This window comes from Micromonospora halotolerans (assembly GCF_032108445.1).
GTDB lineage: Bacteria > Actinomycetota > Actinomycetes > Mycobacteriales > Micromonosporaceae > Micromonospora > Micromonospora halotolerans.
This window is the reverse complement of record NZ_CP134876.1, coordinates 4161035-4173627: the sequence shown is the minus strand read 5'-3', so window position 1 is coordinate 4173627 and position 12593 is coordinate 4161035. Positions and strand designations below refer to the sequence as shown.

At 74.5% G+C, this 12593-nt stretch carries 15 protein-coding genes; 4 read left to right on the top strand and 11 right to left on the bottom strand.

Features of this window, described 5'->3' with window-relative positions; translation table 11 throughout:
- Positions 1-9 precede the first annotated feature (9 nt).
- The 4 genes from RMN56_RS19945 to glnA all read right to left on the bottom strand — a co-directional run bounded on the left by RMN56_RS19945 (position 10) and on the right by glnA (position 3291).
- Positions 10-381, bottom strand: coding sequence for a VOC family protein (locus RMN56_RS19945; protein WP_313719003.1), 372 nt, complete (start codon positions 379-381; stop codon positions 10-12).
- 326 nt (positions 382-707) lie between these two features.
- Complete coding sequence (locus tag RMN56_RS19940) at positions 708-1400, bottom strand: helix-turn-helix transcriptional regulator (RefSeq protein ID WP_313719002.1); 693 nt, start codon at positions 1398-1400, stop codon at positions 708-710.
- Between the two features lie 32 nt (positions 1401-1432).
- Positions 1433-1858: a DUF350 domain-containing protein gene (locus tag RMN56_RS19935; protein WP_313719001.1), complete on the bottom strand. Its 426-nt coding sequence runs from the start codon at positions 1856-1858 to the stop codon at positions 1433-1435.
- Between the two features lie 83 nt (positions 1859-1941).
- Complete coding sequence (gene glnA / locus RMN56_RS19930) at positions 1942-3291, bottom strand: type I glutamate--ammonia ligase (protein WP_313719000.1); 1350 nt, start codon at positions 3289-3291, stop codon at positions 1942-1944.
- Between the two features lie 152 nt (positions 3292-3443).
- Between glnA and RMN56_RS19925 the strand changes: the two genes are divergently transcribed.
- Together RMN56_RS19925 and panB are read left to right on the top strand one after the other, a co-directional pair.
- Positions 3444-5204, top strand: coding sequence for an NAD+ synthase (locus RMN56_RS19925; RefSeq protein ID WP_313718998.1), 1761 nt, complete (start codon positions 3444-3446; stop codon positions 5202-5204).
- 130 nt (positions 5205-5334) lie between these two features.
- Positions 5335-6180: a 3-methyl-2-oxobutanoate hydroxymethyltransferase gene (gene panB, locus RMN56_RS19920; RefSeq protein WP_313718997.1), complete on the top strand. Its 846-nt coding sequence runs from the start codon at positions 5335-5337 to the stop codon at positions 6178-6180.
- A gap of 45 nt (positions 6181-6225) precedes the next feature.
- Here the strand turns inward: panB and RMN56_RS19915 are convergent, their stop codons facing one another.
- From RMN56_RS19915 to RMN56_RS19895, 5 genes are all read right to left on the bottom strand, one after another.
- Positions 6226-6669, bottom strand: a complete 444-nt coding sequence (locus RMN56_RS19915) for a VOC family protein (protein ID WP_313718995.1) — start codon at positions 6667-6669, stop codon at positions 6226-6228.
- A 28-nt stretch (positions 6670-6697) separates the two neighbouring features.
- A complete protein-coding gene (npdG, locus tag RMN56_RS19910) occupies positions 6698-7396 on the bottom strand; it encodes an NADPH-dependent F420 reductase (protein WP_313718994.1) in 699 nt (232 codons plus the stop codon).
- A 73-nt stretch (positions 7397-7469) separates the two neighbouring features.
- On the bottom strand, positions 7470-8906 hold the full coding sequence (locus RMN56_RS19905) for an RNB domain-containing ribonuclease (RefSeq protein ID WP_313718993.1): 1437 nt from the start codon (positions 8904-8906) through the stop codon (positions 7470-7472).
- Positions 8907-8977: 71 nt separating this feature from the next.
- Positions 8978-9658, bottom strand: coding sequence for a histone (locus tag RMN56_RS19900; RefSeq protein WP_313718992.1), 681 nt, complete (start codon positions 9656-9658; stop codon positions 8978-8980).
- Positions 9659-9735: 77 nt separating this feature from the next.
- Positions 9736-9942, bottom strand: a complete 207-nt coding sequence (locus RMN56_RS19895) for a hypothetical protein (RefSeq protein WP_313718991.1) — start codon at positions 9940-9942, stop codon at positions 9736-9738.
- A gap of 154 nt (positions 9943-10096) precedes the next feature.
- On the opposite strand from RMN56_RS19895, the gene RMN56_RS19890 reads away from it, so the two are divergent.
- A complete protein-coding gene (locus RMN56_RS19890; RefSeq protein ID WP_313718990.1) occupies positions 10097-10528 on the top strand; it encodes a hypothetical protein in 432 nt (143 codons plus the stop codon).
- 100 nt (positions 10529-10628) lie between these two features.
- Positions 10629-11237, top strand: a complete 609-nt coding sequence (locus RMN56_RS19885; RefSeq protein ID WP_313718989.1) for a M48 family metalloprotease — start codon at positions 10629-10631, stop codon at positions 11235-11237.
- A 34-nt stretch (positions 11238-11271) separates the two neighbouring features.
- Here RMN56_RS19885 and RMN56_RS19880 read toward each other — a convergent pair whose 3' ends face one another.
- Both RMN56_RS19880 and RMN56_RS19875 read right to left on the bottom strand, forming a co-directional pair.
- Positions 11272-12246 (bottom strand): hypothetical protein, encoded by a 975-nt coding sequence (locus RMN56_RS19880; RefSeq protein ID WP_313718988.1) that lies wholly within the window; start codon positions 12244-12246, stop codon positions 11272-11274.
- Positions 12240-12572 carry a PadR family transcriptional regulator gene (locus RMN56_RS19875; protein ID WP_313718987.1) on the bottom strand — a complete coding sequence of 111 codons (333 nt, stop codon included), beginning with the start codon at positions 12570-12572 and terminating at the stop codon, positions 12240-12242. The genes RMN56_RS19880 and RMN56_RS19875 overlap by 7 nt, the downstream gene beginning before the upstream one ends.
- Positions 12573-12593: the final 21 nt, after the last annotated feature.

Sequence of the window (12593 nt, the reverse complement as noted above, 5' to 3'; positions counted from 1 at the left end):
CCGGAGCGCTCATCCCTGAGCGGGCGGGGTGAAGACGCCGACGCGGTTGCCCGACGGGTCGAGCAGCTGGGCGAGGCTCAGGCCGGCCGGCGTGGTCCGCGGCGGCACCAGCACCTTGCCGCCGGCCGCCTCGGCCCGCCGGCAGGTCTCCGCCACGTCGGCGACCTCGGCGTAGAAGATCGCGTAGTTCGGGGAGTCGCCGTCGAGGGCCCGGATGGCGCCCCCGATCCCGTGCTCCCCGCCGGCGGTCGTCTGCCGGTAGGACCCGCCCGGGCCGCCCTGCTCCTCGAAGGTCCAGCCGAACAGGTCGCCGTAGAAGCGCTCGGCCTCATCCGGACGGTCGGAGCCGATCTCGAACCAGGTCACGGGCGTGCTGGACATGTTTCCTCCTGCTCCGCGCCGGCACGGTCGGCCGGCGTCAGGAGGCAAGCCTCGCCCCCGTCCGCGACACCGTCCTGTCGGTGTTTCCGAATCACCCCACCCAGTCGGCGTCCGCGAGCGGTCGCAGGCGTTCGACCAGGTCGGGTCGGCGGCGACCGCACCGCTGCCGGAAGCTCTCCGCCTCCGCGGCCGAGACCGGTTCACGTCGGAGCTCGTGCCCGAGCCGGACGAATCCCCCGGGCGTCGAGGATGCCGAGCAGCGGAGGCACCGGAACCGCCGACGTAAGCCTGTCGAACTGCTCTTCTCCCCACCGAGCAGGCGGACGTCAGACCAGACTCAGTGGACGGAGCCGCCCGGCGGGGATGTCCAGGTCCTCGGGGCGCAGCTCCCGGGTCACCGGCTCGGCCAGCGGGCGCACCGCCACGATCCGGTCGGTCCGGAAGCAGCGCAGCCCGTTGCGCAGCCGGCACCAACCCACCAGGTACCAGTGCGTCGCGTTGCCCAGGTAGGCCAGCGGCTCCACGTCCCGGGCCGAGGTCGCGCCCGCGCGATCGGCGTAGCGCAGGCGGAGCACGCGCCGGGCGGCGACCGCGTCGGCCACGGCGGCCGGGACGGGGGCTGCCGGCCGGCCGCCGATCAGGTGCACCCGGCCGGCGAGGCGGTGCGCCTCGGCGGCGTCAGCGGGCGGCATCACCGCGACCAGCTTGCGCAGCGCCGCGCCGGCGGCCGGGGCGAACGGCGTGCCATCCAAGCCGTGCAGCGCGACGGCCATGGCCACCGCCTCGCCCGGCGTCAGGTTGACCGGGGGCAGGGTGCGGGCGCGGTCGACCACGTAGCCGCCGGTGCGGCCCGGCTCGGCCCAGATCGGCACCCCGGCGCCCTGCAACGCGGTGATGTCCCGCTCGATGGTGCGGGTGCTGACCTCGAAGCGCCCGGCCAGCCACCGGGCGCTGCGCGGCCGGGGCGACACCGCCCGCAGCTCCTCCACCAGGGCGTAGAGACGGTCGGTGCGGTTCACGCCCGGAGGCTATGCCCCGGGTACGACACGCCTCAGGCGATGCAGGCGCAGACGATCAGCGCGGCGCCGAAGTGGGTGGCGGCGCTGACCCGGGCCGCGGGGTGTGGCTCGTCGGCGCAGATGATCTCGCCGAGTCGGCCGGGGGTGAGCAGGTCGAGCACGAAGAAGGCGAGCGCCATGACGAGCAGGCCGACCAGACCGAAGACCACCGTGGAGGCCAGCCCCTTGCCGAAGGAGCTGTAGCTGGTGAGGATCGCGGTGAAGACGATGCCGGCGATGCCGAGCTGGTTGGCGGCGAGCAGCAGCGCCGCGTTGCCGTTGCGGCGCACCCAGATCAGCTCCCGCAGCTTCCCGGGCGTGAGCAGGTCGACCAGCAGGAAGCCGGCGGCCATCAGCGCCACCCCGACGACCCCGAACACGATGCTCTGCCAGGCCCCGCTGAGCAGCTCCTCCAGCACCGAACGCCTCCCCGGCCTCCGCGCCGACCGGCGGGGTGCCGGGGGCGGTGCCGCAGACGATAGCGGCACCGCACCACCGTGATCTAGAGCGACAGGTAACGCTGCCGCTCGTAGGGGGTGACCTCGCGGCGGTACTGCTCCCACTCGGCCCGCTTGTTGCGCAGGAAGAAGTCGAAGACGTGCTCGCCGAGTACCTCGGCGACCAGCTCGGAGCCGGCCATCACGTCGATCGCCTCGGCCAGGTTCTCCGGCAGCGCCGGATAGCCCATGGCGCGGCGCTCGGCGGTGCTCAGCGACCAGACGTCGTCCTCGGCGCCCGGCGGCAGCTCGTAGCCCTCCTCGATGCCCTTGAGGCCGGCGCCGAGCATGACCGCGAACGCCAGGTAGGGGTTGGTCGCCGAGTCCAGCGAGCGGACCTCGACCCGGGCCGAGTTCGGCTTGCCGTAGGCGGGGACCCGGACCAGCGCGGACCGGTTCAGGTGACCCCAGCAGACGTACGCCGGGCTCTCCGTGATCCGGTCCGGCAGCGCCTGCGGGAAGAGCCGCTTGTAGGAGTTGACCCACTGGTTGGTGACGGCGGTGTACTCCCGGGCGTGGGTGAGCAGCCCGGCGATGAACGACTTGGCCACCTTGGAGAGCTTCATCGGGTCACCGGCGTCGTGGAACGCGTTGCGCTCCCCCTCGAACAGCGACAGGTGGGTGTGCATGCCGCTGCCCGGCTGGTCGGTGAAGGGCTTCGGCATGAAGCTGGCCTGCACCCCGGTGGAGAGGGCGACCTCCTTCACCACGTGCCGGAAGGTCATGATGTTGTCGGCGGTGGTGAGGGCGTCGGCGTAGCGCAGGTCGATCTCCTGCTGGCCGGGGGCCACCTCGTGGTGGCTGAACTCCACCGAGATGCCGATCCGCTCCAGCGCCAGCACCGCCTGGCGGCGGAAGTCGCGGGCCACCGCGTGGGTGGTGTGCTCGAAGTAGCCGCCGGTGTCCACCGGGACCGGCAGCGAGCCGTCCTGCGGGCCGTTCTCCAGCAGGAAGAACTCGATCTCCGGATGGGTGTAGAAGGTGAAGCCCTTCTCGGCGGCCCGGGAGAGCGCCCGGCGCAGCACGTGCCGCGGGTCGGCCCAGGACGGGCTGCCGTCGGGGAGCAGGATGTCGCAGAACATCCGGGCGCTCTCGCCGCTGACCCCGCCCTCGAAGGGGAAGACCTGGAAGGTGGTCGGGTCGGGCATGGCGACCATGTCCGACTCGAAGACCCGGGCGAAGCCCTCGATGGCCGAGCCGTCGAAGCCGATGCCCTCCTCGAAGGCCGCCTCCAGCTCCGCGGGGGCCACCGACACGCTCTTGAGTGTGCCGAGCACGTCGGTGAACCACAGCCGGACGAACCGGATGTCCCGCTCTTCCAGCGTACGGAGGACGAACTCCTGCTGACGGTCCACTTCCACCCCTCGTGACACGTACGTCCGCACCGGTCGGGCCGAGCCCGGCCTGACCGCCCAGTCTCCACCGGGCTCGTTACGCCGACGTTACGCCTCCGGCGTCTCCGGCGTCCGGCCGGATTCGGCCCCTCCGGCTGGGGCAAGATGAGGTCATGCCCACCCTGCGTCTCGCCCTGTGCCAGGTCGACCCGACGGTCGGCGACATCGCCGGCAACGCCGACATGGTCCGCGGCTGGGCCCGCAGGGCCGCCGACGCCGGCGCTCAGCTCGCCCTCTTCCCCGAGCTGATGCTGACCGGCTACCCGGTCGAGGACCTGGTCTTCCGCCGGTCGTTCGTCGCCGCCTCCCGGGCCGCGCTGCACCGGCTCGCCGCCGACCTGGCCGCCGACGGCCTCGGTGACCTGCCGGTCCTGGTCGGCTACTTGGACGCGGACGGCCCGCCGCAGGTCAGCGCCGACGCCGAGCCGGGCAGGGGGGCCCGCAACGCGGCGGCGCTGCTGCACCGCGGGGCGGTGGCGGCCGTCTACTTCAAGCACCACCTGCCCAACTACGGCGTGTTCGACGAGGACCGCTACTTCGTCCCGGGTGACGCGCTCACCGTGGTCCGGATCGGCGGGGTGGACGTCGCGCTCACCATCTGCGAGGACCTGTGGCAGGCGGGCGGCCCGTTCGCGGTGGCCCGGCAGGCGGGCGTCGGGCTGGTGCTCAACATCAACGGCTCGCCCTACGAGCTGAACAAGGACGACATCCGGCTGCCGCTGGTCCGCCGGCGGGCGGCCGAGGCGGGCGCCACCGTCGCGTACGTGAACATGGTCGGCGGCCAGGACGAGCTGGTCTACGACGGCGACTCGATGATCGTCGACGCGAACGGCACGCTGCTCGCCCGGGCGCCCCAGTTCGTCGAGCACCTGCTGGTGCACGACGTGGAGCTGCCGGCGGCCAGGGAGCCGGTCGGCGACGAGGAGGTCGCCGACGACATGCGGATCGTCCGCACCAAGGTCAGCGACACCCTCCCGCGGGGGCACGGGGACGGGGTCGCGGTCGGCGGGATCATCGCGCCGGTCGCCGACGAGGCGGAGGTCTGGCAGGCGCTGGTGCTGGGCCTGCGCGACTACGTCAACAAGAACCGGTTCCCGTCGGTGGTGCTCGGCCTGTCCGGCGGCATCGACTCGGCGGTGGTGGCGGCGCTGGCCGTCGACGCGCTCGGCGCGAAGCGGGTGGTCGGGGTGTCGCTGCCCAGCCAGCACTCCTCGGAGCACTCCCGCGCCGACGCCGAGGAACTGGCCAAGCGCACCGGCCTCGACTTCCGGATCGAGCCGATCCAGCCCATGGTGGACGCCTTCCTGGCCAACCTGTCGCTCTCCGGCGTGGCCGTGGAGAACCTCCAGGCGCGGGTCCGCGGCGTGATCCTCATGGCGCTGTCGAACCAGGAGGGCCACCTGGTCCTCACCACCGGCAACAAGAGCGAGCTGGCGGTGGGCTACTCCACCCTGTACGGCGACTCGGTGGGCGGCTACAACCCGGTCAAGGACGTCTGGAAGACGCTGATCTGGCGGCTGGCCAAGTGGCGCAACGCCGACGCGGAGCGGCGCGGCGAGACGCCGCCGATCCCGGAGAACTCGATCGGCAAGCCGCCGTCGGCCGAGCTGAGCCCGGGCCAGCTCGACAGCGACAGCCTGCCGGAGTACGACGTGCTCGACCCGATCCTGATCGGCTACGTCGACGGCGACCTGGGGCGGGAGGGCCTGGTCGCGTCCGGCCACGACCCGGCGGTCGTCGACCGGGTGCTGCGGATGGTGGATACCGCCGAGTACAAGCGCCGGCAGTCGGCCCCCGGCACCAAGATCTCCATGAAGGCGTTCGGCCGGGACCGGCGGCTGCCGGTCACCAACCGCTGGCGCGAGGACGGCTGACCCGCGCCCGGCACCCCGCCGCCGGGAGTGACTTCCTCCACTCCGCCCTGCCCCCGGCCGGTGCCCCGGTGCGACGATCGCGGCGGAACCCGGGGACCGCGAACGCGGCCTCGAGGAAGGAGAGAGAGTCATGGTGGAGTCCACCCCGACCGAGGTGACCGTCCTCTACGGCGGGCCGGCCACCCGGCGGGTCCGCACCCGCGACCTGATCGCCGCCAAGGAGCGCGGCGAGCGCTGGGCGATGCTCACCTCGTACGACCAGTACACCGCCTCGATCTTCGACCAGGCGGGGATCCCGGTGCTGCTGGTCGGCGACTCGGCGGCGAACAACGTCTTCGGCTACGAGACCACCCTGCCGGTGACCGCCGAGGAGCTGCTCCCCCTGGTCCGCGCGGTGGTGCGGGCGACCCGGCAGTCGCTGATCGTCGGTGACCTGCCGTTCGGCTCCTACGAGGAGGGGCCGACGCAGGCGCTGCGGACCGCGGTGCGGTTCATGAAGGAGGGCGGCTGCCACGCGGTGAAGCTGGAGGGCGGCCGGCGCTGCGCCGCCCAGATCGAGGCGATCGTCGGTGCGGGCATCCCCGTGATGGCGCACATCGGCTTCACCCCGCAGAGTGAGCACACCCTGGGCGGCTACCGGGTGCAGGGCCGGGGCGACAGCGCCGAGGAGGTCATCGCCGACGCCCGCGCGGTGGCCGAGGCGGGCGCCTTCGCGGTGGTGCTGGAGATGGTGCCCGGCGAGGTGGCGAAGCGGATCACCGCCGAGCTGCGCATCCCGACGGTGGGGATCGGCGCCGGCCCGGACACCGACGGGCAGGTGCTGGTCTGGCAGGACATGGCCGGGTTGCGCACCGGCAAGGCCCCGCGCTTCGTGAAGCGCTACGCCGACCTGGCCGGCGCGCTGACCGACGCCACCCGCCGCTACGCCGACGAGGTGCGCGGCGGCCAGTTCCCGGCCGCCGAGCACACCTTCTGACCGCACGCCGAGCGGCGCGGCTCCCGGGCCGCGCCGCCCGGCCGGTCAGACCACGCAGAACTCGTTGCCCTCGGGGTCGGCGAGCTGGAACGAGTAGTAGCCGTCGTCGGGGTCGTCCATCGAGCCCAGCACCCGGGCGCCCAGGGCGGTCAGCCGGGTCACCTCGGCGTCCACCCGGGAGCGCCGCTCGGCCAGCGGCACCGCACGCCCGCCACCGACCTTCAGGTCGATGTGCAGGCGGTTCTTGACCGCCTTCGGCTCGGGGACCGGCTGGAACCAGATCAGCGGGCCGGCGCCGGTCGGGTCCTCCAGCCGGTCGAGGCAGTCGCCGTCACCGAGTTCCTCGGGCGGGATGCCGACCGACAGGTACCAGTCCCGCCAGGTCGGATGCCCGTCGGGCGGCGGCTGCGGCCGGTAGCGCAGCGCCTGCGCCCAGAACGCGACGAGCCGTGACGGCTCCCGACAGTCGATCACCAGTTGCCATTCCATGCGGCGATGGTGCCGCACGGGTACGACGTCACAGGTCGGTGACGCGGATGCCGGCGTGCGCCTTGTAGCGCTTGTTGATCGCGATCAGGTTGGCGGTGAACGCCTCGATCTGGTGGGCGTTCCGCAGCCGGCCGGCGTAGATGCCCCGCATCCCGGGGATCCGGGCGGCGAGCGCGGCGACCACGCCGACCAGCTCCCGGTCCTCGGTGCAGATCAGCACGTCGAGGTCGATCCGGTCGACCTCCGGGTCGGCCAGCAGCGGCGCGCTGACGTGGTTGAAGGCGGCGCAGACCCGGGAGTCGGGCAGCAGCCCGGCGGCCTGCTGCACGGCGCTGCCCTCGGCGACGGTCAGCGCGTACGGGCCCTGCTTGTCGAAGCCGAGCGGGTTGACGCAGTCGATGACGATCTTGCCGGCGAGCGGGCCGGCCAGCGCACCGACGACGGCGGCGTGCCCGTCCCACGGCACCGCGATGATGACCACGTCGCTGCGGCGGGCGACCTCGTCGTTGTCCGCGCCCGCGACGGTGGCGCCGGCCGGCACGCCGGGCAGGGCGGCGATCTCGGCGGCGGCCTGGGCGGCCCGGTCGGCGGCGCGGGAGCCGATCAGCACGGTCTGCCCGGCCCGGGCGAACCGGTAGGCGAGACCCCGCCCCTGGTCGCCGGTGCCACCGATGATGCCGACGGTCAGCCCGGAGACGTCGGGCAGGGTGGTCGCGTCGTAAGCCATACGGGTCATCCTCGCAAAGGTCACCGCACGGCGGCGCGGCCGGGCGCTGTGAGAATCCCCGCGCTCCGCCGCCTCACGCCGTCTCGAAGGCGACCTTGCGCTCGGCCGGGTCGGCGACGGTCAGGCGGACCCGGACCCGCTCGCCGAGCGGCAGGTCGCCGGTGCAGCGGGCGCGCACCGGCGGCTCGTCCAGCGCGACCGTGCCACCGGGCGGGCGCCCCGGCCGGCCGTTGCCCGCCGGGCGTGGCTCGTCGACGTCCACCACCGCCGCCTCGAAGGTCTCGCCCACGCGGTGCGCCAGCAGCACCGCCTCGGCCAGCTCGACGGCGCCCCGGGTGGCCGCGGACGCGGTCCGGTCGGTGGTGGCCATCACCTCGGGCAGCTTCGGCAGCGCGGTGCGCACGTGCTCGGGGACCTCCCGGCCCTCGTGCAGGGCCAGGCAGACCTCGGTGGCGTACCGGTCGGCGAGCCGGCGCAGCGGCGCCGTCACGTGGGCGTACGCGGCGGCCACCCCGCCGTGCTCCGGCTGCTCGGGCAGCTCCCCGTCGAACGCCGTGTAGGCGGCGCCGCGCATCAGCTCGGCGGCCTGGTCGACGAAGGCCGCCGCCCGGGGCTGCGAGGCGTCCAGCGCGGCGAGCACCTCGCCCACCGTGGCGCCGGCCGGCCAGGGCACACCGAGCGGCCCGGCGGCCAGCCGCAGCCGGTCGACCGCGTCGGGCCGGGGCGGCGGCATCGTGCGCAGCAGGCCGATCCGGCCGGCCAGCATGATGTCGGCGGCGGCCATCCCGGTCAGCAGGGAGATCTGGGCGTTGTGCTCCTCCATGGGGCCGGGCCCGCGCAGCACCAGCCGCCAGCCGTCGCCGTCCGGCTCGACGTCCTGCTCGGGCAGCGGCAGGTTGATCGCGCCCCGGCGCAGCCCGCGCGCGGTGAGCAGGGCGCCGATCTCGGGCAGCAGGGCGATCGGCTCGGGCAGCCGGCCGGCGTCGGCGTCGCGCTGCACCCCGGGGTAGTCGAGCTTGGCCCGGCTGCGCACCCGGGCCCGCTCGAGGGTGACGGCCACCGTGCCGCCGTCGGCGTCGAGGTCGATGGTCCACAGCACCGCCGCCCGGTCGGCGTCGGGCAGCAGGCTGGCCGCCCCCTCGCTCAGCGTGTGCGGGTGCAGCGGCACGTTCCCGTCGGGCAGGTAGACGGTCTGCCCCCGGCGCCAGGTCTCCGCCTCGAGCGCCCCACCGGCCCGGACGTGGGTGAACACGTCGGCGATCGCGTACCGGATGCGGAAACCGCCACCGGGACGGCGGGCGAGGTGCATGGCCTGGTCGAGGTCGCGCGAGGTCGCCGGGTCGACGGTGACGAACGGGATGTCGGTCCGGTCGGCGACGGCCGGCAGCGGCGCGGCGGCGGCCGCGTCGGCCTCGCGCTGCGCCGCGGGCGGGAAGTCTTCGGGAAGTCCCAGCTCGCGGCGCAGCGCGCCGAAGTCGATGCGGGGCGCCAGTACGCGTCGGATCACCACGGGGTCAATCCTGACAGCGCCCCGCGTGATCCGCTCACCGGCACGCGCCGGTCAGCGGCGGGCGAACGCCGTCAGGCGGTGGCCTTGCGTGCCGGCGCCTTGCGCGCGGTGGTCTTCTTGGCGGCCGTGGTCTTCTTGGCCGGGGCCTTCTTCGCCGCGGTGGTCTTCTTCGCGGTGGCCTTCTTGGCGGGCGCCTTCTTCGCCGCCGTCGTCCGCTTCGCCGCGGGGCGCGTCGAGGCGGTGGTCTTCTTGGCGGGGGCCTTCTTCGCGGCGGTGGTCTTCTTCGCGGCGGTGGTCTTCTTCGCGGCGGTGGTCTTCTTCGCGGCGGTGGTCTTCTTCGCGGCCGGGGCCTTCTTGGCGGCCGTGGTCTTCTTGGCGGGGGCCTTCTTCGCGGTCGTCCGCTTCGCGGCGGTCGTCGTCTTCCTCGCCGCGGTGGTCTTCTCCGCCGCCGTCGTCTTCTTGGCGGCCGCCTTCTGCGCGGTGGTGGTCTTCTTCGCGGTGGTCTTCTTGGCGGGCGCCTTCTTGGCGGTGGTCTTCGTGGCCGGCGCCTTATTCGCGGGCGCCTTCCGGGCCGCCGACACGGCCTTCCTGGCGGTCGCCTTCTTCGCGGCGGCCTTCTTCGCCGGCACCCGGCCGGCGCCGGCGCCGGAGGCGTTCGGGGACGCCTTGGTGGCCGTCGTCCTGCCCGCGGTGGTCCTCTTCGCGGTCGTCCGTTTCGCGGCCGGGCGGGTGGCCTGCTGTGCTTCGGCCATCTCGGTTCCCTTTCCTGGGGACGTGCTCTCGCCCTCGCGGAGCACGGATCACCTCGACGCGGGCCGTCCCGCGCCGTCTACCTGTCCTCCCCGGCCCAACGGGCGTCCTCGGCCTCCCACGCGTCGTTGCGCTCCCGCACCTGCTGCAGGGCGTTCTCCGCGTCGGCGGCTGAGGCGTACGGTCCGAGAACGTGCTTCGCGGGACACACGTCGGCATCGGTCTCGACCCGGTGGTGGCGGGTGCACCAGTAGTAGTGCCCGCCACCACGTCCGTCGTCGCTCATGCGATCACTGTGCACCGCGAACCGCCCGGCCGCCACCGGAACGCCGGAAATAGTCCCCGATGTCCTCCACAGTAGACCTGGTCAGCGCGGTTCCGGGCCGTAACGGCGAAAGACGGGGCAGCCGGCTGCCGGGTCGAGGGCGCACAATCCCGGGGTGCGCTTCGGGGGAGGACGGTCGGCACGCCGGCGACGCGGGCTGCTGGCCGGCACGGCGCTGGCGGTGCTCGTGGCGGTCGGCCTGACGCTGGGGGTTCCGCTGCTGCGCGACCGGTCCCAGCACCGGCTGGAACGCCGGGCCGACCGGGAGGTGACGGCCACCGCCCAACGCACCCGGTCCCTCCTGCTGGCCGAGCCGGCAGCGCGGGAGGCCGACCTGCGGTTCGCCGCCGACACCGTGGACGGCGTCGAGGTCCTCTCGGCGGCGGCGGGTGTCGCCGAGGTCCGGCTGGTCTTCCGGGTACGCGTGGCGAAGACCGCCGCGTCGGTGTTCGGCTGGCAGCGGGCCGAGTCCAGCGCCTGTTTCGCCCAGTCGGTGCGCCCGGGCGGCGCCCCCGCCCCGCTGGAGCGGCTGCCCTGCCCCCGCTGACCGGCCCCTCCCCCAGGCGCCCGAGCTGCGTTGGTCCTGGATCGACCGGCGGACCCACCGGCTGGCCGCCCGGCTGACCCGCCAGCAGTACGCGGATCTGGTGGGCCGGCCGCTGGAGTCCACCGGGTGGAGTGTGGCCGGCGCGCTGACCGTGGGCATCTCCGTCCTGCTTCTGCTCGGGGTGCTGGCCCTCGCGGTGACCGGGGTGTGGCTGCTGTTCGCGTACCCGTTCCCGAACTTCGCGGTCGTCCTGGGGTTGGCGCTCATCGCGCTGGCGCTGGCGTTGCGCCCGCGCTTCGGCCGCGTCCCGCCGGACGTGGACGTGCTCACCCGCGCCGAGGCGCCCGAGCTGCACGCCCTGGTCGAGGAGGCGGCGAACCGGATCGGCGCGCCGGTGCCGCACGTGCTGGGGGTCGACAGCGACCGCAACGCGTACGCGACCGCGGTGGGTTCGCGCTGGCGGGCCGGGACGGCGCGCTCGCTGGCCGCGGCGGTCGGCCGGCTGCCGCTGGTGCGCCAGCTCTCCGTCCGGGAGGGCATGTCGCTGTTCGCCACCCATCCCCCGGCCGGCCTGCGCCACCGGATGCTCACCGCGCGGTCCTGGCAGGACCCCGCCGTGGTGCTCACCGAGGCCCGGGCCGAGCGGATCGACGCGGAGCTGGCCCGGCACTACGAGCGAGCCGGCCGGATGGTGGCCTGGGAGAGCTGACGGTGAGCCGGCCCGTCGCGGGCCGACGGCGGCGTCAGGTGGGTGTCGGCACGGGCTCCGGCACGGGTTCGGCGGCCGGCGCCGGCCGGGCGGCGGCGAGGGTGTAGGCCACCGCGTACGGGGTGCAGGCCAGGTAGAAGACGGGCTCGATGAGCACCAGGTCGGTGATGAGGAACCGTTCCCAGGCGGTGGGGCGCGGCAGCCCGAACGACGAGTCGGTCCAGCAGGTGAGCAGCCACAGCGGGGCGGAGATCCGGTCCACCGTGTCCGGGGGCAGGCCGTCGGCGACCGGCGCGACGGGGGCCGCCGGGATGGTGGACACCACCGCCAGGACGACCGCGGCGTCGGCCGCGACCAGCGCGCCGAGCACCCCGACGACCCAGGCCAGCCGGGTCCGTCCCCGGCGGGCCAGGATCCCCGCGCCCCAGAGGGCCGGCACCAGCGCGGCGAGCCAGAGCAGGAGCCCGGGCACGGTGCCCGGCATACCCCGATCGTCCCGGCCCGCGAGCGCGACGAGCACCACCGTCACGGTCAGCGCGATCGGCAGCACGACGCCGAGCGCGGTGGCCAGCGGTCCGGTGCGTACGGTCCGCCGTGCCGCCCGGGTGACGAGGAGGGCCAGCAGCGCGCCCGCCACCGCGGTGAGGCCGGACCAGAGCGGCAGCTGCACCGCGGTCGCCCAGGCGAGGTTGGCGCTGAGCAGGGTGTACGCGACGTTCATCACCACGGCGGCGAGCACCACGACGGCGACGCACGCCGGCGGGGCGAGCAGCAGCACCCTGGCGGTACGCCGCAGCCGCCGGTGCAGCACGCCCCGGTCGACCACCGGCGCACCGGCCCGGCTGACGGCGGGGCTGGCCGCGAAGCGCAGCATCCGCCACCGTTGCCCGCGTCCGGCCAGGACGTGCAGCTCCGCCTCCCACTCGCGGACCAGCTCGGCGCGCAGTTCCGCGGGCCAGCGCCGTGCCGCCGCCCGCAGCAGGAGACCGGCCAGCCGCCGGGTCACCACGCCGGGGCTCCCGTCGGCTCGGCGCCGCCCCGGACCGTCCCGCTTCCGGGGGTGAGGGCGCGCAGTTCGGCCAGCGCCAGCCGGGCGGCACCCACCCCCTCGCCGGTGAGCCGGTAGTAGCGGCGGGCGGGCCGGCCGGCGGCGACCGGGTCCACCTCCTCCCAGTCGGCGGCGAGCCAGCCGGCCGCCTGGAGCCGGTGCAGGACCGGATAGAGGGTGCCGCTGGGCAGGCCGGTGAGCTTCATCAGGTCGAGCCCGTAGCGCGGGGCTTCGGGGTCGGCGAGAAGCGCGGAGAGCACCTTGGCCACCGGGATCGTCAACCGCATGGGCGAGACTATATCGCAACT